17 protein-coding genes are annotated in these 19,709 nt (G+C 54.5%); 14 read left to right on the forward strand and 3 right to left on the reverse strand.

Features of this window, described 5'->3' with window-relative positions:
* The first annotated feature begins 1 nt into the window (after position 1).
* The 5 genes from AC3ITF_RS10070 to AC3ITF_RS10090 all read left to right on the forward strand — a co-directional run bounded on the left by AC3ITF_RS10070 (position 2) and on the right by AC3ITF_RS10090 (position 4,339).
* Positions 2-640 carry a lysophospholipid acyltransferase family protein gene (locus AC3ITF_RS10070; RefSeq protein WP_370316940.1) on the forward strand — a complete coding sequence of 213 codons (639 nt, stop codon included), beginning with the start codon at positions 2-4 and terminating at the stop codon, positions 638-640.
* Complete coding sequence (locus tag AC3ITF_RS10075; RefSeq protein ID WP_489176379.1) at positions 633-2,393, forward strand: bifunctional alpha/beta hydrolase/class I SAM-dependent methyltransferase; 1,761 nt, start codon at positions 633-635, stop codon at positions 2,391-2,393. Before AC3ITF_RS10070 ends, AC3ITF_RS10075 begins: the two co-directional genes overlap by 8 nt.
* The gene (locus tag AC3ITF_RS10080) at positions 2,383-3,687 is read left to right on the forward strand and encodes a phosphatase PAP2/dual specificity phosphatase family protein (protein WP_489176380.1); all 1,305 of its coding nucleotides are present in this window, start codon (positions 2,383-2,385) and stop codon (positions 3,685-3,687) included. Before AC3ITF_RS10075 ends, AC3ITF_RS10080 begins: the two co-directional genes overlap by 11 nt.
* The gene (locus AC3ITF_RS10085; protein ID WP_117342857.1) at positions 3,663-4,064 is read left to right on the forward strand and encodes a hypothetical protein; all 402 of its coding nucleotides are present in this window, start codon (positions 3,663-3,665) and stop codon (positions 4,062-4,064) included. Before AC3ITF_RS10080 ends, AC3ITF_RS10085 begins: the two co-directional genes overlap by 25 nt.
* 83 nt (positions 4,065-4,147) lie before the next feature.
* Positions 4,148-4,339 carry a hypothetical protein gene (locus tag AC3ITF_RS10090; protein WP_096756937.1) on the forward strand — a complete coding sequence of 64 codons (192 nt, stop codon included), beginning with the start codon at positions 4,148-4,150 and terminating at the stop codon, positions 4,337-4,339.
* 50 nt (positions 4,340-4,389) lie between these two features.
* Here the strand turns inward: AC3ITF_RS10090 and azoR are convergent, their stop codons facing one another.
* Positions 4,390-4,995: an FMN-dependent NADH-azoreductase gene (gene azoR, locus AC3ITF_RS10095; RefSeq protein WP_115258370.1), complete on the reverse strand. Its 606-nt coding sequence runs from the start codon at positions 4,993-4,995 to the stop codon at positions 4,390-4,392.
* Positions 4,996-5,196: 201 nt separating this feature from the next.
* On the opposite strand from azoR, the gene hrpA reads away from it, so the two are divergent.
* From hrpA to aldA, 3 genes are all read left to right on the forward strand, one after another.
* Complete coding sequence (hrpA, locus tag AC3ITF_RS10100) at positions 5,197-9,099, forward strand: ATP-dependent RNA helicase HrpA (RefSeq protein ID WP_137399051.1); 3,903 nt, start codon at positions 5,197-5,199, stop codon at positions 9,097-9,099.
* Between the two features lie 122 nt (positions 9,100-9,221).
* Entirely contained in the window at positions 9,222-10,019 is a 798-nt protein-coding gene (locus tag AC3ITF_RS10105; RefSeq protein WP_489176381.1) for a YdcF family protein, read from the forward strand.
* A 199-nt stretch (positions 10,020-10,218) separates the two neighbouring features.
* Complete coding sequence (gene aldA, locus AC3ITF_RS10110) at positions 10,219-11,658, forward strand: aldehyde dehydrogenase (protein WP_489176382.1); 1,440 nt, start codon at positions 10,219-10,221, stop codon at positions 11,656-11,658.
* A gap of 42 nt (positions 11,659-11,700) precedes the next feature.
* Here the strand turns inward: aldA and AC3ITF_RS10115 are convergent, their stop codons facing one another.
* Positions 11,701-12,627 (reverse strand): alpha/beta hydrolase, encoded by a 927-nt coding sequence (locus AC3ITF_RS10115; RefSeq protein ID WP_115258374.1) that lies wholly within the window; start codon positions 12,625-12,627, stop codon positions 11,701-11,703.
* A 108-nt stretch (positions 12,628-12,735) separates the two neighbouring features.
* Positions 12,736-13,626 carry a helix-turn-helix transcriptional regulator gene (locus AC3ITF_RS10120; protein WP_161959026.1) on the reverse strand — a complete coding sequence of 297 codons (891 nt, stop codon included), beginning with the start codon at positions 13,624-13,626 and terminating at the stop codon, positions 12,736-12,738.
* A gap of 241 nt (positions 13,627-13,867) precedes the next feature.
* Here AC3ITF_RS10120 and deoC point away from each other — a divergent pair, with 241 nt between their 5' ends.
* The 6 genes from deoC to AC3ITF_RS10150 all read left to right on the forward strand — a co-directional run bounded on the left by deoC (position 13,868) and on the right by AC3ITF_RS10150 (position 19,670).
* Positions 13,868-14,569: a deoxyribose-phosphate aldolase gene (deoC, locus tag AC3ITF_RS10125; protein ID WP_115258376.1), complete on the forward strand. Its 702-nt coding sequence runs from the start codon at positions 13,868-13,870 to the stop codon at positions 14,567-14,569.
* A gap of 71 nt (positions 14,570-14,640) precedes the next feature.
* On the forward strand, positions 14,641-15,552 hold the full coding sequence (locus AC3ITF_RS10130; RefSeq protein ID WP_170974155.1) for a ribokinase: 912 nt from the start codon (positions 14,641-14,643) through the stop codon (positions 15,550-15,552).
* Positions 15,553-15,581: 29 nt separating this feature from the next.
* Positions 15,582-16,082 carry a D-ribose pyranase gene (rbsD, locus tag AC3ITF_RS10135; protein ID WP_115258378.1) on the forward strand — a complete coding sequence of 167 codons (501 nt, stop codon included), beginning with the start codon at positions 15,582-15,584 and terminating at the stop codon, positions 16,080-16,082.
* A 121-nt stretch (positions 16,083-16,203) separates the two neighbouring features.
* Complete coding sequence (locus tag AC3ITF_RS10140) at positions 16,204-17,586, forward strand: sugar porter family MFS transporter (RefSeq protein ID WP_161959024.1); 1,383 nt, start codon at positions 16,204-16,206, stop codon at positions 17,584-17,586.
* A 57-nt stretch (positions 17,587-17,643) separates the two neighbouring features.
* Positions 17,644-18,774, forward strand: coding sequence for a Gfo/Idh/MocA family protein (locus AC3ITF_RS10145; RefSeq protein WP_146716871.1), 1,131 nt, complete (start codon positions 17,644-17,646; stop codon positions 18,772-18,774).
* Entirely contained in the window at positions 18,771-19,670 is a 900-nt protein-coding gene (locus AC3ITF_RS10150) for a sugar phosphate isomerase/epimerase family protein (RefSeq protein ID WP_115258382.1), read from the forward strand. The genes AC3ITF_RS10145 and AC3ITF_RS10150 overlap by 4 nt, the downstream gene beginning before the upstream one ends.
* Positions 19,671-19,709: the final 39 nt, after the last annotated feature.

The raw sequence follows: 19,709 nt of genomic DNA on the forward strand, positions 1-19,709 counted from the left end.
GATCAACACATTGCTACGAACGCTGTTTACGCTGTGCATCGTCTGGCCGGTAATATGGCTGTGGCTTGGGCTGCGCGTCAGGCACCGGGATCGCTTGCCGCAGCAGGGGCCGGCGATTGTGGTCGCAAATCACAACAGTCATATGGATGTTTTTGCGCTGCTGTCGCTGTTTGCGCTGCGCCGTCAGGGGGCCATCCATCCGGTGGCCGCCGCTGACTATTTTCTGCGTAATAAATGGATGGCCTGGTTTGCGCTTAATATTCTCAACATTATTCCGATTACGCGTAAGGGCGGCGAAGCTGACCCGCTGGCACAGTGTGAACAGGCCTTACGCGACGGCAAGATCTTGATCCTTTTCCCTGAAGGTACCCGCGGCGAACCGGGAATACTGGCACCACTGAAATCCGGCATCTGGCACCTCAGTCAGCGTATGCCGTCGGTACCGATTATTCCCGTCTGGCTGCGCGGAACGGAGCACGTGATGGCGAAGGGGAATCGTATTCCTCTGCCGCTGTTTATTGACGTCAACATTGGCAGACCGTTGGTCGCGCAGAGCGATAAACGCGTTTTTATGGACGATCTCAGACAGCAGCTGGTGCTGCTACAGCAACAAACTACAGGACCGCACCCTCATGACTAACATTCGAGTGCCCGATGAACGTCCATTTTTGACCAGCGACAACACCGCGCTGTTTTTCCGCCACTGGCCGGCATTAGCAGCAGGTCCTGCGCCAAAAGTGATTGTCCTGTTTCATCGCGGACACGAACACTCCGGGCGTTTGCAACACATTGTCGATGAGCTTGCGATGCCGGACACCGCGTTCTATGCCTGGGATGCGCGCGGTCACGGGCAGTCGCCAGGACCGCGCGGATATAGCCCGTCGCTGGCACGTTCGGTGCAGGATGTCGACGAGTTCGTGCGCTTTGCCGCTGCTGACAGCCAGGCTGCAATGGAAGATGTGGTGGTGGTGGCGCAAAGCGTGGGTGCAGTGCTGGCAGCGACCTGGGCTCATGATTATGCGCCTTCCATTCGTGGGCTGGTGCTGGCGTCCCCGGCGTTCAAAGTCAAACTGTACGTACCGTTTGCCCGTCCGGGGCTGGCCTTAATGCATCGCCTGCGCTGCCTGTTTTTCGTCAACTCCTACGTCAAGGGCAAATACCTGACGCACGATCCTGAGCGCGTGGCGAGTTTTAACCAGGATAAACAGATCACCCGGGCGATTGCGGTGAACATCCTGCTCGATCTCTATAAAACGGCGGAGCGTATTGTCAGCGATGCCAGCGCCATTACTCTGCCTGTACAGCTGTTGGTTTCCGGGGATGATTTTGTGGTCCATCGCCAGCCGCAAATTGATTTTTACCAACGCCTCAGAAGCCCACTCAAGGAACTGCACGTGTTGCCGGGCTTTTATCACGACACACTGGGTGAAAAAGACCGGCATCTGGCGTTCGACAAAATGCGTGATTTTATCGGCACGCTGTACGCGATGCCGCCGCAGCGCTTTGACTACCGTAATGAAGACCGCTGGAGCCCCGGAGCAGATAGCTGGCGGCTGCTTAGTGGCGGACCTGCGCCGTATTCGCTTGACGATATTGCCTATCGTGGCCTGCGCTATGGGATGAAATTACTCGGGACGCAATCAACGGGCGTGCGTCTGGGGTTTGAGACCGGTTTTGATTCGGGTAGTACGTTGGATTATGTCTATCGCAACCAGCCTCAGGGCAGCAGCGCGCTGGGTCGGCTGATTGACAAAAACTACCTGAACAGCGTGGGCTGGAAGGGGATCCGCCAGCGCAAGGTTCATTTGCAGATGCTGATCCGCCAGGCGGTGGCGCAACTGGCAGAGCAAGGAACCGCAGTGCATGTAGTGGATATCGCGGCCGGACACGGGCGCTATGTGCTTGACGCACTGGAAGGCGAAGCGGCGGTCAACTCGATTTTGCTGCGCGATTACAGCGAACTGAATGTTAAGAAAGGCAGTGAGATGATCGCCAGCCGCGGTATGGCTGAAATTGCCCGCTTCGAGCAGGGCGATGCCTTCAACCGCGAACAGCTGGCGTCGCTGGAACCGCGTCCCACATTAGGTATTGTTTCTGGGTTATATGAACTCTTCCCTGAAAATACGCTGGTACGTAATTCGCTCGCCGGGCTGGCTGACGCGATTGCCCCTGGAGGCGTGCTGATCTACACCGGGCAGCCCTGGCATCCGCAGTTAAAAACCATCGCCTGGTCGTTGACCAGCCACAAAGACGGCAAAGCCTGGGTGATGCGCGTGCGTACGCAAGGGGAAATGGATGCGCTGGTGCGTGAAGCCGGGTTTGATAAGTGCACGCAGCTGATTGATGAGTGGGGGATTTTCACTGTCTCGCTGGCGGTGCGCCGTGGGGGCTGAACGCCGTAAGGTGATGGTACAGGCGGTGGGCTGGCTAATGCTGCTGGCGCCTTTTTTCTTTCTTACCTATGGCAAGGTCAATCAGTTTACTGCCTGGCAGGACACGCAGCATGACAATGTGGGCTGCATCGTGTTTGGCTGGGAGTCCGCCATTCCCTTTCTTCCGTGGACTATTCTGCCGTACTGGAGTCTGGATCTGTTTTACGGATTGTCACTGTTTGTCTGCACCACGCGCGTTGAACAGCGGCGGCTGGTGCTGCGTCTGTTCCTGGCGTCGGTGATTGCCTGCGTCGGTTTTTTGCTGTTTCCACTCCAGTTTAGCTTTACGCGCCCGGAGGTCAGCGGCGCGGCAGGCTGGCTGTTTGCTCAGCTTGAACAGTTCGACTTGCCGTATAACCAGTCCCCGTCGCTGCATATTATTCTCTGCTGGCTGCTGTGGCGGCATTTCAGTCATCACCTCAGTGGGGGTTGGCGCAGGTTATGTGACGGTTGGTTCTTGCTGATCGCCGTGTCGGTACTCACCACCTGGCAGCATCATTTTATCGATATCATTACCGGGCTGGCGGCAGGCATGCTGATTGACTGGATGGTGCCGGAAAAACGTTGCTGGTGCTGGCGCAAACCGGATGCGGCGCGCTTAAGGCTGATGCGTCGTTATTTGTCGGGTGCCGCGTTATGCACTATTGCCAGCGTATGGCTAACGCCCTGGCTGCTGTGGCCTGCTGTATCGTTGCTGATGGTGAGCTATGGCTACGGCGGATTCGGCGCGGCGACCACGGGCAAAGATGAACAAGGGCGACTGCCGCCTGCCGTGTACGGGCTGACGCTGCCCTGGCGAGTAGGTATGTGGCTGTCGATGCGCGGATTTACCCGCCGTCTGCCACCGCTGAGCAACATTACCGCTGGCGTCTATCTCGGTAGTTTTCCACGCCGCATACCTGAACAAAACGCGGTACTTGACCTGACCTTTGAGTTTGCGCGCGGGCATGCTACTTCTATGCGCGCCTACGCTTGCGTCCCGATGCTGGATCTGGTGATCCCGAGCGACGCCGAGTTACAACAGGCGGTAGACCGGCTGGAAACGCTACATAAAGAGCAGGGGACCGTACTGGTACACTGCGCGCTGGGGCTGTCGCGCAGTGCGATGGTGGTTGCGGCGTGGTTGTTGCAATGCGGCCATGTGGCAACCGTTGAGCAGGCGGTGGCGTATATTCGCGAACGTCGGGCGCAGGTGGTGCTGACGGATAAACATCTGGAGAGGCTGCAGCAATGGCAACAGAAAGTGACGGTGTAACGAATAATGAGGCGCTGCACCGCGATTTGCTACGACACACGCTGGAAAGCTGGCGTTTCATCCTGCTTTTTAGCGTCCCACCCATGGTGTGGGCGATCGTTGTCGCACCGTCGGGGGGGCTACGTGCGGTTATCGCGCTGTTGTGCGCCATTGTCTGGTTTGGCTGCTGGCGCCTGTGGCTTGATGCCCGCTACTTTTCGCTGCTCAATGTGCAAAACAACGTGCAGGCCGGAGAGGCACTCTTTGCCATCTGGCAGCGCGACAAGCTGAAGACGCTGAGCCTTACCGAGCGCCAGGCGGGGGCATTGGCGCAGTTTCGGCGTACGCTTTATTGGGTTGCTGCGCTGTGGGCGGCCTGGTTGATGATGCTGGTGTAGCGTTTTCGCCAGCGCAATAGTTGCCACACTAGACGGTGTTGATGCTGATATATTCCCTCTCCTGTGTCTCCTGGAGTGAAAACATGTGGCTTCTCAAGTGGTATGTCTGGAATCGTTGGCTGTTCAAACTGTTAAGCCGGGATGTTGCGGAGCCTGAACAATTTTTGTGCCATTGCTGGGAAGAGAATCTGGCGAAATGCCGGGAGTATTCGATAATCTGGCGTGATATCAATCGTATTCACGGCAAGCAGATGCGGATGCGGGCAAAGAAGTAAAATTGGTGTGGGTTAAAAACCCTCCCACCGGATGGTGAGAGGGTGAATTATCAGGCAGCGACGACGCTATCGATGGCGGCTTTGGCGTCAGACTGTGCTTTGGTCGCCACTTCCGGACCGTACGCGATGCCTTCTGCGAACACGAAGTTCACATCGGTGATGCCGATAAAGCCCAGGAAGGTCGACAGATATGGGGTAACCAGGTCAGTCGGCGTATCTTTATGGATACCGCCACGGCTGGTGACAATAACTGCACGTTTACCGGTCACCAGACCTTCTGGCCCTTTCTCGGTGTAACGGAAGGTTACGCCAGCACGCGCAATCAGGTCGAAATAGTTTTTCAACTGCGTCGGGATGTTGAAGTTATACATCGGCGCGGCGATCACAATCACGTCATGGGCTTTCAGCTCAGCAATCAGCTCATCAGACAGCGCCAGTGCTTCCTGTTGACGCGGCGTCAGCGGCGTATCGCTCGGGCGCATTGCACCTACCAGTTCGCCGTCCAGTACCGGAACAGGATTTGCCGCCAGGTCACGGATGGTGATGTCGTCAGCAGAGTGCTTTTCACGCCACTGTTCAACAAAATAATCAGACAACTGACCAGACTGAGAGTACCCTGCCAGAATACTGGATTTAAGAACTAATACCTTGCTCATGGGTGTTTCCTTTTATGTGTTTGAAGGGGATGTGCCCCGTTGCTTGTTGACACTTTATTCACAATCCTGCCGCAGTGATAGCGCAATATATCGAATCCTATGTTCGAAATTATTGAACAACACATGAAAAGCGCCGATGTGGTACTCTATACCTATCATCTTAAAGAGATTTAACCCGGCAGAGCACTGCCCTCTAACGCTATGACAGAACAACAAAAAATAACCTTCAACATGCTACAGCAGCAGCTGGAATCACTGATGCTGCGCGACAAACAGCGTTTCTCCCGCCGCCTGCACGGCGTGAAGAAGGTTAAAAATCCTGATGCACAACAGGCCATTTACCAGGAGATGGCAAAAGAGATTGAACAGGCTGCCGGTAAAGTTGTGCTGCGTGAAGCGGCACGACCGGACATTACCTACCCGGAAAACCTGCCTGTTAGCCAGAAAAAACAAGACATCCTGGACGCGGTTCGCGACCATCAGGTGGTGATTGTTGCCGGGGAAACCGGCTCCGGTAAAACCACCCAGTTACCGAAAATCTGTATGGAGCTGGGGCGTGGGGTGAAGGGGCTTATCGGCCATACCCAGCCGCGTCGACTGGCGGCGCGTACCGTAGCTAACCGTATCGCCGAAGAGCTGCAAACTGAGCCGGGCGGCTGCATCGGGTATAAAGTGCGTTTCAGCGACCATGTTAGCGATAACACCATGGTTAAGCTGATGACGGACGGTATCCTGCTGGCGGAGATCCAGCAGGATCGCATGCTGATGCAGTACGACACCATCATCATCGATGAAGCCCACGAGCGCAGCCTGAACATCGATTTTCTACTCGGCTATCTGAAAGAGCTGCTGCCGCGTCGCCCGGATCTGAAAGTCATTATCACCTCGGCGACCATCGACCCTGAGCGTTTTTCAAAGCATTTCAATAACGCGCCAATTATCGAAGTCTCCGGTCGAACGTACCCGGTGGAAGTGCGCTACCGTCCGATTGTTGAAGATGCGGACGACACCGAGCGCGATCAGCTGCAGGCGATTTTTGACGCGGTGGATGAACTGGGACGTGAAAGCCAGGGGGATATTCTGATCTTCATGAGTGGCGAGCGTGAGATCCGCGACACCGCCGATGCGCTGAATAAGCTGGATTTACGCCACACCGAAGTGTTGCCGTTGTATGCGCGTCTCTCCAACAGCGAGCAGAACCGCGTGTTCCAGTCGCACAGCGGACGCCGTATTGTGCTGGCGACCAACGTGGCGGAAACCTCACTGACCGTGCCGGGGATCAAATACGTCATTGACCCGGGTACCGCGCGTATCAGCCGCTATAGCTTCCGCACCAAAGTTCAGCGCTTGCCCATTGAACCGGTATCGCAGGCCTCCGCCAACCAGCGTAAAGGCCGCTGCGGACGCGTATCGGAAGGGATCTGTATTCGTTTGTATTCCGAAGACGACTTCCTGTCGCGCCCGGAATTTACCGATCCGGAAATTTTGCGTACCAACCTGGCTTCCGTCATTTTGCAAATGACCGCGCTGGGGCTGGGCGATATCGCCGCGTTCCCGTTCGTGGAAGCGCCGGATAAACGCAATATTCAGGACGGTGTGCGCCTGCTGGAAGAGCTGGGCGCAATCACCACTGATGAACAGCAAACCGCATATAAACTCACCCCGTTGGGCCGCCAGCTCAGTCAGTTGCCGGTGGATCCGCGTCTGGCGCGGATGGTGCTGGAAGCGCAGAAGCATGGCTGCGTGCGTGAGGCGATGATTATTACCTCGGCGCTGTCCATTCAGGATCCGCGTGAGCGTCCGATGGACAAACAGCAGGCGTCTGACGAAAAACACCGTCGATTCCACGACAAAGAGTCCGACTTCCTCGCCTTTGTGAACTTGTGGAATTACCTTGGCGAGCAGCAAAAAGCGCTGTCGTCGAATCAGTTCCGCCGCCAGTGCAAGCTCGATTTCCTCAACTATCTGCGCGTGCGTGAATGGCAGGATGTTTACACCCAGCTACGTCAGGTGGTGAAAGAGTTAGGGATCCCGGTTAACAGCGAGCCTGCTGAGTATCGGGAGATCCACGTCGCGCTGCTGACCGGTTTACTGTCGCATATCGGGATGAAAGATGCCGATAAGCAGGAATTTACCGGCGCGCGTAACGCTCGTTTTTCGATCTTTCCCGGCTCCGGTTTGTTCAAAAAACCGCCGAAGTGGACGATGGTGGCAGAACTGGTGGAAACCAGCCGACTGTGGGGACGTATTGCCGCGCGTATTGACCCTGAGTGGGTGGAGCCGGTTGCCCAGCATTTGATCAAACGCTCGTACAGTGAACCGCACTGGGAGCGCGCGCAGGGTGCGGTGATGGCGACAGAAAAAGTCACTGTCTACGGGCTGCCGATTGTCGCTGCGCGTAAGGTCAACTACAGCCTGATAGACCCTGCGCTGTCACGCGAACTGTTTATCCGTCACGCGCTGGTGGAAGGCGACTGGCAGACCCGGCATGCGTTTTTCCGCGACAACCTGAAGCTGCGGGCGGAAGTGGAAGAGTTAGAACACAAATCACGCCGCCGCGATATCCTGGTCGATGATGAAACGCTGTTTGAATTTTACGACCAGCGCATCAGCCATGATGTGGTTTCTGCCCGCCATTTTGATAGCTGGTGGAAAAAGGTCAGCCGTGAAACGCCGGACCTGCTCAACTTTGAAAAGAGCATGCTCATCAAAGAAGGCGCGGAAAAAATCAGCAAGCTGGATTACCCGAACTTCTGGCATCAGGGCAATCTCAAGCTACGACTGAGCTATCAGTTTGAACCCGGCGCTGACGCCGACGGTGTCACCGTACATATTCCGCTGCCGCTGTTAAACCAGGTCGAAGAGTCCGGGTTTGAATGGCAAATTCCGGGGCTGCGTCGTGAACTGGTGATCGCCTTGATTAAATCGCTGCCGAAGCCGGTGCGACGCAACTTTGTGCCAGCGCCAAACTATGCGGAAGCGTTTTTAGGCCGCGTAACGCCGCTGGAACTGCCGTTGCTGGACTCGCTGGAGCGCGAACTGCGCCGGATGACTGGCGTTACCGTTGACCGCGACGACTGGCACTGGGATCAGGTGCCCGATCACCTGAAAATCACCTTCAGGGTGGTGGATGATAAAAACAAGAAGCTGCAGGAAGGTCGTTCGCTGCAGGCGTTGAAAGACACGCTGAAAGGCAAAGTGCAGGAAACGCTGTCGGCGGTGGCGGATGACGGCATCGAACAGAGCGGGCTGCACATCTGGAGCTTCGGCCAGTTGCCGGAAAGCTACGAGCAAAAACGCGGTAACTATAAAGTCAAAGCGTGGCCCGCGCTGGTGGATGAACGCGACAGCGTGGCTATCAAATTGTTTGATAATCCGCTGGAACAACAGCAGGCTATGTGGAGCGGGTTACGCCGTCTGCTGCTGCTGAATATTCCGTCGCCCATCAAGTATCTGCACGAGAAGTTGCCGAATAAAGCCAAGCTGGGGCTGTACTTTAACCCGTACGGCAAAGTGCTGGATTTGATTGATGACTGTATTTCTTGTGGTGTGGATCGATTAATCGACGCCAACGGCGGCCCGGTGTGGACGGAAGAGGGCTTTGCGGCGCTGCACGAAAAAGTGCGCGCCGAACTGAACGACACCGTGGTGGAGATTGCCAAGCAGGTCGAACAGATCCTGACGGCGGTGTTCAATATCAATAAACGTCTGAAAGGCCGCGTGGACATGACCATGGCGCTGGGGCTTTCGGATATCAAAGCGCAAATGGGCGGACTGGTCTACCGTGGATTCGTTACCGGCAACGGCTTCAAACGCTTGGGCGATACGCTGCGTTATTTGCAGGCTATCGAGAAACGTCTGGAGAAACTGGCCATCGATCCGCACCGCGATCGTGCGCAGATGCTGAAAGTGGACAGCGTGCAGCAGGCCTGGCAGCAGTGGTTCAATAAACTGCCGCCCGCGCGCCGCGAAGATGACGATGTCAAAGAGATCCGCTGGATGATAGAAGAACTGCGCGTCAGCTACTTTGCCCAGCAGCTTGGTACGCCGTATCCGATTTCGGATAAGCGTATCCTGCAGGCGATGGATCAGATTACGGGTTAACGCGTGGAGGGGCTGCAGGCCGGATAAGGCGACGCCGCCATCCGGCGAGATATGATGCAGTGCCTGATGGCGCTGCACTTATCAGGCTTACTGAACCCGGTAAAGAATAAACACCAGGAGTCATGAACATGAGACAGTTTCCGCCACTTTCCTCCAGCACCCTTACGGCGATTAACACCGTGGGGCAATGGCTGGCGCAGAATGATTTCGCCGAAAATATCACGGTTCAGGCTGATTGCGTGATTCTGGCCGGGAATGCGGTGATCCCGACCATCGACGCGGCGTGTCGGATTGCGAAAGAACAACAGATTCCCTTGCTGATTAGTGGCGGTATCGGTCATTCCACGACCTTTCTGTACGCCGCTATCGCGCAGCACCCACGCTATAACACCCTGCGTACCGCCGGACGCGCAGAAGCGGCGATCCTTGCCGATATCGCACACCAGTTCTGGCACATTCCCGGTGAGACGATTTGGGTGGAGGACCAATCCACCAACTGTGGGGAGAATGCCCGCTTTAGCTGTGCGTTACTGCGTCAGGCAACTCAGACCATGGAAACCGTGATTGTGGTGCAGGACCCCACCATGCAGCGCCGCACCATGGCGACTTTTGAGCGCGTCACGCGTGACGATCCGCAGGCGCCGCGCTGGCTCAGCTTCCCTGGTTTTGTCCCTGCGTTAACGCTACAGGGCGACGGCGTGGATTTCGCACCAACCGCTGAAGGTCTGTGGTCGGTGGACCGCTACCTGTCTCTTATTACCGGTGAGCTTCCGCGTCTGCGTGATGATGAAACTGGCTATGGACCCCGTGGTCGCGATTTTATTACGCATGTGGATATTCCGCCGACCGTCGAACAAGCAGGGTTACATCTGCAACGCGATGCCGCGCTGATTGACTTCCTGAACAGCCGCTCTCTGTAATCTCTGCTGCCCGTTTGTCGCTTTTTTTGTGCAAACGGGCATTCATCCCGCCGGTTTTTTCTCGTCACCACGGCGTTGCCTGACACTTTTATGAAGCGGCTCACAGAACCACCATCGCAGTGGCAATGTGTTATGCATGATTGATATTAATTAACAATAGTTTTACTTGTTAAAAACAAATCAATCACAGGAGCAACGCATGTCAGTACCCGTACAACATCCTATGTATATCGATGGGCAGTTTGTGACCTGGCACGATGACGCCTGGATTGATGTCGTCAATCCGGCGACGGAAGAGGTCATTTCCCGTATTCCTGATAGCCGTGCTGAGGATGCGCGCAAAGCGATTGACGCAGCGCATCGCGCCCAGCCTGAGTGGGAGGCGCTGCCCGCCATTGAACGCGCCAGCTGGCTACGCAAGATTTCCGCCGGGATCCGTGAGCGTGCCGGTGAAATTAGCGCGCTTATCGTGGCGGAAGGCGGCAAAATCCAGCAACTGGCGGATGTTGAAGTCGCGTTTACCGCCGACTATATCGATTACATGGCGGAGTGGGCTCGCCGCTATGAAGGTGAGATCCTGCAAAGCGATCGTCCGGGCGAGAACATCCTGCTGTTTAAACGCGCCCTTGGCGTAACCACGGGCATTCTGCCGTGGAACTTCCCGTTTTTCTTGATCGCCCGTAAGCTGGCTCCCGCCTTGCTGACCGGGAATACCATTGTCATTAAGCCAAGCGAGTTTACGCCGAACAACGCTATCGCTTTTGCCAAAATTGTCGATGACATCGGCCTGCCGCGCGGGGTGTTTAACCTGGTGCTCGGACGGGGAGAAACGGTGGGTCAGGAGTTGGCCGGGAACCCGAAAGTGGCGATGGTCAGCATGACCGGCAGCGTAGTGGCCGGTGAGAAAATTATGACAGCGGCGGCGAAAAATATCACCAAAGTGTGCCTGGAGTTGGGCGGTAAAGCCCCGGCTATCGTGATGGATGATGCGGACCTCGAGCTGGCCGTGAAGGCGATTGTCGATTCCCGCGTGATTAATACCGGGCAGGTGTGTAACTGCGCCGAGCGCGTGTACGTCCAGAAGGGGATTTACGATCAGTTTGTTAATCGCCTGGGCGAGGCGATGAAAGCGGTGCAGTTTGGCAATCCTGCGGAACGTAAGGATATTGCGATGGGGCCGTTGATTAACGCCGCGGCGCGGGAGCGTGTGGAGCAGAAAGTTGCGCGTGCGGTGCAGGAAGGGGCCCGCGTGGTGCTGGGGGGCAAAGCGGTTGAGGGGAAAGGGTATTACTACCCGCCAACGTTATTGCTGGATGTGCGCCAGGAGATGGCGATTATGCACGAAGAAACCTTTGGCCCGGTGCTGCCAGTGGTGTCGTTTGACGCCCTGGATGAGGCGATTGCGATGGCTAACGACAGCGACTACGGTCTGACCTCATCGATTTACACGCAAAACCTGAACACGGCGATGAAGGCGATTAAAGGGCTGAAATTCGGCGAAACCTATATCAACCGTGAAAACTTCGAAGCGATGCAGGGCTTCCACGCAGGCTGGCGCAAGTCCGGTATCGGCGGGGCAGATGGCAAGCACGGTCTGAACGAGTACCTGCAAACGCAGGTGGTTTATCTGCAATCCTGATATTTTTGCCGGGTTGGTTTAGCGACCTACCCGGCATAATCATTACACCTTGCTGGCTATCCAGTTCATCATCATCTCCGGCCAGATGGCCAGCGGCAGTCCTTGCGTATCACGAATGCCGAACCCATGCTTGCCCCGTTCAAACAGATGCATTTCAACCGGTACGCCGAGCTTGCGCAGCGCAGTAAACAAGACCAGGCTGTTCTCGACTTTGACCGCTGGATCGTCAATCGCATGCAGCAGGAAGGCGGGCGGCGTGGTGTCATCCGCTCTTTCTTCCAGGGAGTAGTGGTGAATGTCTTGCTCTGCGGGCGCGGCGCCAACCAGCTCAAGACGTGAGCCCGGATGGGCGACACCTTCCCGCAGGCTAATAACCGGATAAACCAGCGCCATGAAAGCAGGGCGAGTGGGCTGTTCATCAATGCTATCCATCGGCGCATACACCGACTCTGCAAAGCGGGTTCCCAGGCTGGCGGCGACGTGCCCCCCGGAGGAAAACCCCAGTACGCCGAGACGGAGCGGATCGATTTTCCACTGCTGTGCGTTGGCGCGAATGTAGCGGATGGCGCGCTGGGCATCGGCCAGCGGTGCGTTTGATGCTTCCTCGTGACCGTCTCCCGGCATGCGATAGGTCATCACAAACAGGGTATAGCCACGCGCGGTAAAGAACGGTGCCAGTGCGCTGCCTTCTTTATCCATCACAACGCGACGATAAGAACCGCCAGGGGTGACCAGGATCCCCACGCCGTTCGGTTTGGCGGGGGCGTAGACGGTAATTTCAGGGGCGCGAATGCCGGTTACCGCGCGGTCGTAGTCTGACGTTCCGGTGTGCCGGGGTTCAGGCGTAAATACCGCATCGCTATTTTTTGCTCCGGGGGCTTCGCCCTGCGGCCATATCGGGTAGGTGGTCGCGTGGGCAACGGCTTGCGCCATCATATTCTCTAATGTTTCACGGCTCAGTGCTTCCATTACGTTGCTCCCTCAGTGGCAAAGGGTAGCTATAACATAATTAATACATTGAAAACGGGGAACGATTCACAACGTCTTGAATTCGCGAGAAATAAAAAGGGGTATACGTTATTCCACCTCATGCCTGGACGCGTGGGCACCCTCCAGCTGTTCCTGTTTGCGAAATGCACTGGGTGACAGACCTACCGCACGATGAAAATCCCGTGAGAAATGCAGCGGATCGTTGTATCCCACCTGAACCGCAATTCGGCTGATACTTTCCTGAGTTTCCACCAGTAAGCGTCGTGCCTGGGACAGACGATAATTCTTCAGCCATTTGAGCGGGCTTTGATTAAACGTCGCCTGGAACAAGCGAAAAAGCTGCGACTTACTCACCTGACAATAATGCATAAACTTTTCGATATCCCACTCATCGTTGTAATGGCTGTGGATTTGGTACAGCAGTTTGCCCAGCCCCCGATGGGTGATCACCTGTGACTGCGCGGCGTCGTGGCTCCGGTTTTCCAGCAGGGTAAAAATCAGCTGGCTGCACAGCATATCGCAGTAAGCGTCGGTCACCAGGGTGTAGCTGTTCATACGAGCAAAAATATGGTGATAAATTTCAACAACTTTTTCTGGATCCGCAAACTGGAATACTGGGCGCTGAGGGACATCCATTATCTGCATGATATTATTCAATTTCGATCCCTCTATTCGCAGCCAGAGGATCTCCCATGGGTCGCCTTTATCGGGGAAATGTTCGTGCGGCCAGCGTACTGGCAGCCAGGCCAGTTGCCCCTGACTCACTGGATATAACCGATCCTCAATACGAATAAAACCCGCACCGCGCAGGCAAAAGATCAACTCATGGCCGACGACCGACTGGCGATGAACGCGGAAATCTGCGGCAGTATCTATATGGCCGGCGCGTAAAATTCGATAGTTAATCAAGGGTGAAAACTCATCGGAGCCACGATACCAGTTGGCAATTATGCGGGTCCGTTGTTTTTGCGTGGGCATGGCTGGCCTTTGGCATTGTGTTTTTGATGCGTCCGTTGTACTCACCATGGTGGCACTTTTTCCCAGCCAGCATGCCTTTTACATGAACAATTTTTGAACTCACTCACATTTCCATTGACATGAAAATTTCATCCATGTTTCAGGGAATCCTGCCCATCACGCTTATCGTCAGCCCCGGCTAAAGTAACGTCATCTTCACTGTGTTCTTACAATTTTTTTACTTACCACACAGGAGCTGTCCATGATTGATTTTAACGACCCGCGTCAGATCGCAAAGGCGATTCAGTACACCAACGTCAACCCGGATTTGACGCGTGAAGGGGTGATTCAACATCTGGAAACCTGCATGCAGTACCAGTTTGATGCCGCCATGATTGCACCTTGCTGGGTGGCTCTTGCAAAAGAGATACTGAAAGGAAGCGGCGTGCGCGTGGCGACGACCGTTAATTTCCCGATGGCTAACGATACGACGGCAATGAAAGTGGCGGTGGTGCGCGAACTGGCGAAGCAGGGCGCGGATGAGTTCGACTTCCCGCCGAACCCTGGCTATTTGCTGGGCGGCCAGGACGATCTCTATTTTGATGAGTTGAAGACCGTGACCCATGTGGCCCATGACCTCGGTATGAAAGTGAAAGCCATGCTGGAGTTTGGATTTATTACCGAAGAGGCATTGAAAATCAAAGCAACACGCTATGCTTTCGAAGCTGGTATTGACTGGGTGAAGCAGTCCAGCGGTTGGGGTAAGGGGGGGTGTGAAGCGACGGTAGAAGATGTCCAGCTTCTCAAAGCCCATATTCAGTTACCGTGTCGGGTAAAAGTATCCGGTAAGGTCAATACCCTGGAAAAAATGAAAACGATGTTCGAAGCCGGGGCGGAACTGGTCGGCACCAGTTCCGGACCTGAACTGGTAAAAGGTCTGACAGGGGATATTAACGCTTATTAACGTATGGCCGTCGCAGCCTGGCTGCGATGGCGCATTGTTATGCCATTGTCAGGTGAAAAGGAGAATGACTGATGAGTATTTTTATCCTTGGTAGCTATGCCAAAGCGCTGGTCATGACGGCTGAACGTATTCCGCTGGCGGGCGAGACATTAATCGGCACCGACTTCCGCCAGACCTGGGGTGGAAAGGGGTCGGATATGGCCGTACAGGCGGCCCGACTCGGAGCCCACGTGGCCTATGCAGGTGTGGTCGGCGACGATACGTTTGGCCATGAATTCGTCGCGTTAATGCGTGAAGAAGGCGTCAATATTGAGGCGCTGACCTTAACGCCCGAGCTGCCCACCGGCGCTGGATTGATCATTAAAGATAATCAGGCCCGTAACGTGATCGTCGTGGATATGGGGGCCAATAAGCTTTTCACTCCGGCGCGGGTGGACGAAGCACAAGTGCAAATGGCGCAGAGCAAAGTTGTGCTGGCACAACTGGAAATCCCGCTAGAAACCGCACTCTATGGCCTGACACTCGCCAAACAGCTTGGAAAGATTACCATTTTGAATCCGGCGCCCGCCTGTGACCTGCGCGGCGTGAATCTTCGCCATATCGATTACCTGACGCCGAATGAAACCGAAGCGCGCGTTGCGCTAGGACTGGCTCCGGACGATGGGCGCAGTAACCGTGAAATTGCCGATCTGTTGTTGGAAACCGGCTGCAGCCATGTGGTGATGACGCTGGGGGATGCCGGTAGCGCGGTGTTTACCCGTACCGACACCCTGGAAATCCCGTCCTGCAAGGTCGACGTGGTGGACAGTAACGGCGCGGGTGACAGCTTTAACGCCGGGCTGGCAGTCGCCTTAAGCGAAGGTCAACTTATTGATAAAGCCGCATATTTCGCCAATGCCACCGCCGCACTGTGCTGCTGTGACTGGGAAACGGTCCCTTCCTACAAAACACGCAAAGACGTTGAAGATTTTCTCGGTTGTTAATTATAAAAATTCCATTCGGAGAGATAACAATGAGACCTGAACGTATCCTACATCCTCAACTGGCAGCAGCGCTGTCTACCCTGGGCCACACCGATATTATTCTGGTGACCGATGCTGGTTTCCCGATCCCGGCGAACGCTAACCGTATCGATCTTGGTTTTTGGCCAGGTATCCCGGACGTGACGGATATTCTCCGCGTCCTGCGCCAGGAGGTTTTTGTCGAAGATATTCAGTTCGCTCGCGAAGTGCGCGACTGTAATCCGGATCTGTACCGTCAGGTACAGGATATTTATACCGGTTCCGGCGCGGACTTTAGCGAAGCCAGCCATGAAAGACTGTGCAGCGAGATTGCCCACCAAGCCAAAGTGATTATCCGTTCGGGATCGTTTAACCCGTGGGCCAATTTCGCGCTGGTGGCCAGTACCGACCCCTTCGCCTGGTTTTCCGAGGGTTCGAACGTGCAGCCGCTACCCGCCTACGTAACACGCCGTCAGCGGATTAAAGAAAATTACGTACCACAACTTAAATAATGTGGCGGCTGTTGCGTTTCGCAACAGCCTGGTCATTAGCGGATTATTGCAGGCACACGACAAGGCGATATGGGCAATGTTCTCTCCTCATTAAGCCCGTATGCTGGTAAGGATTGTGACGATGAAATATCCATTTTATTTGTACTTTAGCTGCTGCACGGCTATTTTTGGCGGGATCATGTTTGGCTTTGATATCGCGATTATTGCCGGTGCTATTCCTTTTATTCAGACTTACTTTAACTGGAATGAACTCCAGCTTGGCTGGGGAGTCAGTTCATTATTAGTTGGCTGTATTATCGGTTCATTCAGCTCGGGGTATATCACTAATAAATTTGGCCGCAAACGTGTTTTAATTATTTCTGCCATTATCTTTGGTCTTTCCTGTGTGGGCACCGGCATCGCCACGAATGAAACCACATTTATCCTGAACCGCTTGCTGGGTGGGATTAGCGTGGGGGCGATTTCGGTTTTGTCGCCGATGTATGTCGCGGAAATGGCCCCTGCCTCCATGCGTGGGCGGATGACTGCGATATATCAACTGTGCATCATGCTGGGTATTTTACTTTCCTATCTGACCAACTATTTTCTTAAGGATCTGGAAAATAACTGGCGGTTGATGTTTATTTCCGGCGTTGTCCCGGCGGTCGTATTCTTTGTCGGGCTGCTGTTTATCCCGGAGAGCCCACGCTGGCTTACCCTGAAAGGCCAAAAGCAAAAAGCGCTAAATATATTGCAACGTTTTTATTCTGCTGATGAAGCGCAAAGAATGACCGCTGATGTGGAGAAAAACCTCGCGGCCCATCATGCTACTCAGTCCAGCACGCTGTTTCATAAAGACGCGCGCAGCAGCATTATGCTAGGCCTGATTCTGGCTGTGCTGGTGCAGTTGATCGGCTGTAATGCCGCCCTCGATTATGCGCCGAAAATTATGATGGCTGCCGGGTTCTCAATAAGCTCCGCGCTCTATTTCAATATCTTTATGGGCATTATTAACCTGACAGCCACCGTGGTTGGCGTGGTGTTAATTGATCGAGTAGGGCGCCGCCCGCTTTATCTCTATGGCTCGTTGATTATGGGTGTGTCGCTGTTTTTCCTCGGCTTCTCGTTCCATCATGCCTTGCCAGCGGGGGTGACGCTGTTCTTTTTGTTCTCGTATATCGCCTGTTTTTCTGCCTGTATCGGCCCGGTTTTCTGGACGTTGGTTTCGGAGATGTTTCCTAACGCGATCCGCAGCAAAGCGGTGGCGCTGGTCTCCTTTACCCAGTGGATCTTTAATTTCCTGGTGGTCTGGCTGTTTCCTTTTACGCTCGCCACCTTTGGCGGTAACAACACATTCTATTTCTTTGCCGTGATGTGTCTGATCCAACTGATTATCACCAAACGGATGTTGCCGGAAACCAAAGGCAAATCGCTGGAAGAAATTGAACAATTCTGGTTGCAAAAACAGCGGAGTGCTGCACCACAGCGAGAGCGTTCGGTGGTGAAAGGCCGTGCGCTGCACTAAACAACAGCGGCGAGGTGATCCTCGCCGCCAACGCATATCATCATCAACGGGGGCATCATGGATTCGTTAGAACGCTTATTAGAACAGGCGACTCGTCCGGCGTTACCGCAGAGAAAAGATTATAGAATCGGTATTATCGGGGCCGGCTTTATTGTTGAGCACTGCCATCTGGTGGCGTATCAGAAAGCCGGTTTTACGACCTACGGTATCACTTCGCTGGATACCACCCATAGCCAGCGCCTGTCCGACATGTTTGCCATCCCGAAAGTGTATGCATCCTGGAAGGAGATGGTGTGTGATCCGCAGATTGAGATTATTGATATCGCTGTACCGCCGCATATTCAGTTAGAGATCGTGCGCTTTATCTGCGCTAAAGATTCCCCGGCGAAAAACGTGAAAGCCATTCTTTGTCAGAAACCGCTGGCGATGTCGCTGGAGGCCGGGCGTGAAATCGTGCGGCTGAGTCAACAGAGTGGTATTCCCATCGCAGTGAACTCCAATATGCGCTATGACCCATCAATGCGGGCGCTGAAGTACATTCTCGATAATCAACTCATCGGCACGCCGGTGATTGCCAGTATTGATATGCGCGCTATACCCGACTGGCAGCACTTCCTGCAGCAATACAAAAAGCTCGAGCTGTATGCGATGGCGATTCACCATATCGATGCCTTCCGCTTTTTATTTGGTCATCCGATAAAAGTGACCGCTGTGTGCCGCACTGATCCGCGAACCACCTTTGAACACACCGATGGTATTACGCAATACACCTTCCAGTATGCCAATGGCCTGATCGCGACCAGCCTGGATGATGTCTGGGCCTGGCCGGGGGAACCCTGTGCCAAAAACAACTACATCAACTGGCGTGTGGAAGGAACCGATGGGCTGGCAGAAGGTGATTTTGGCTGGCACCGCCGACCGCCGGAGTATTGCGGCAGCACGTTGAAACTTGCATCGCGCGACTACCCGGATCGCTGGGTGATGCCGCAATGGGAACGTCAGTGGTTCCCGGATGCGTTTATCGGCACCATGGCGAACCTGATGTGCGCCCTGGAGCACGGCGTCGAACCGGACATCAGCGCAAAAGATAACGTAGGCACGCTGGCCTGTATTGAAGCCTGTTACCTCTCAATACAGGAAGAACGAACGGTTTATCTCAATGAAATCCTTCAGGAGAATACAAAATGATTAACGTCGGCATTTTTACCGGTTATTACCCTTACACGCTGGAAGAGACCATTGCGAAGATTAAGCAGGCGGGCATGGGCTGCGTACAGCTCGACCTCGAATTCACTGATATTGATCTCAGCCGTGGACACATTACCAAACAGAAAGCGCACCAGGTGCGTGACGCGTTTCGTCAGGCGAATCTGCCCATTGTTGCCATTTCAGCTTATACCAATCTCGTGCATCCTGATCCGGTAAAACGCGCGGAGAACATCGCAGCGGTAAAAGAGATCCTGGCGCATGCAAGGGATTTTGGTACGCCGTATGTGATCAGCGAAACAGGGACTTATAACGTCGACAGCGACTGGCTATACGATCCCCAAAACAGCACCGAAGAGGCGTATCAGGAATTCAAAAGTATCGCCCGAGAGCTGGCGACCTTTGCCTGGGAGCATGGGGCGGTTTTCCTGGTGGAAAACTACGTCAACAACATCATCGGTTCGGTAAGCCAGGTTGCGCGGTTGATGCGTGATGTTGAACATCCAGGGCTTGGGCTGGCGTTGGATCCCACCAACTATTTCGACGACAAAAACATTGATGCTATTGATGAAACACTACACAGCATCTTCAACGTGCTCGACGGTAAAATTAAAATTGCCCACGCCAAGGACTGCAAAAAAACTGATGTGGTTATTGAGAAATTCGGTGACGGTGCCGCGGAGCATAATAGCTTCCGTGGGGCCGGTTCGGTGGAACTGCCAGCTGCCGGCCTCGGGTCACTCAACTATCTGCTGTATGTGGAACTACTCGCTAAAAACCATCCGAATATTCCGCTGATTATTGAACATGTGGATGAGTCGGATATTCCGCGCGCCAAAAATTTTGTCGATGACGTACTGATGGTGACCGGGACGTAATGCTTCATCTGCAACCGGTATTCCGCTGTACTGGCGGGG

The organism is Citrobacter sp. KH_055_1, from assembly GCF_057838705.1.

Coding starts and splice junctions, on each gene's coding strand:
- AC3ITF_RS10145 (WP_146716871.1), top strand. CDS start 17,644: ATGGATTCGTTAGAACGCTTATTAGAACAGGCGACTCGTCCGGCGTTA.
- AC3ITF_RS10140 (WP_161959024.1), top strand. CDS start 16,204: ATGAAATATCCATTTTATTTGTACTTTAGCTGCTGCACGGCTATTTTT.
- deoC (WP_115258376.1), top strand. CDS start 13,868: ATGATTGATTTTAACGACCCGCGTCAGATCGCAAAGGCGATTCAGTAC.
- AC3ITF_RS10105 (WP_489176381.1), top strand. CDS start 9,222: ATGAACATGAGACAGTTTCCGCCACTTTCCTCCAGCACCCTTACGGCG.
- azoR (WP_115258370.1), bottom strand. CDS start 4,995: ATGAGCAAGGTATTAGTTCTTAAATCCAGTATTCTGGCAGGGTACTCT.
- aldA (WP_489176382.1), top strand. CDS start 10,219: ATGTCAGTACCCGTACAACATCCTATGTATATCGATGGGCAGTTTGTG.
- AC3ITF_RS10130 (WP_170974155.1), top strand. CDS start 14,641: ATGAGTATTTTTATCCTTGGTAGCTATGCCAAAGCGCTGGTCATGACG.
- rbsD (WP_115258378.1), top strand. CDS start 15,582: ATGAGACCTGAACGTATCCTACATCCTCAACTGGCAGCAGCGCTGTCT.
- AC3ITF_RS10090 (WP_096756937.1), top strand. CDS start 4,148: ATGTGGCTTCTCAAGTGGTATGTCTGGAATCGTTGGCTGTTCAAACTG.
- AC3ITF_RS10085 (WP_117342857.1), top strand. CDS start 3,663: ATGGCAACAGAAAGTGACGGTGTAACGAATAATGAGGCGCTGCACCGC.
- AC3ITF_RS10150 (WP_115258382.1), top strand. CDS start 18,771: ATGATTAACGTCGGCATTTTTACCGGTTATTACCCTTACACGCTGGAA.
- AC3ITF_RS10120 (WP_161959026.1), bottom strand. CDS start 13,626: ATGCCCACGCAAAAACAACGGACCCGCATAATTGCCAACTGGTATCGT.
- hrpA (WP_137399051.1), top strand. CDS start 5,197: ATGACAGAACAACAAAAAATAACCTTCAACATGCTACAGCAGCAGCTG.
- AC3ITF_RS10115 (WP_115258374.1), bottom strand. CDS start 12,627: ATGGAAGCACTGAGCCGTGAAACATTAGAGAATATGATGGCGCAAGCC.
- AC3ITF_RS10075 (WP_489176379.1), top strand. CDS start 633: ATGACTAACATTCGAGTGCCCGATGAACGTCCATTTTTGACCAGCGAC.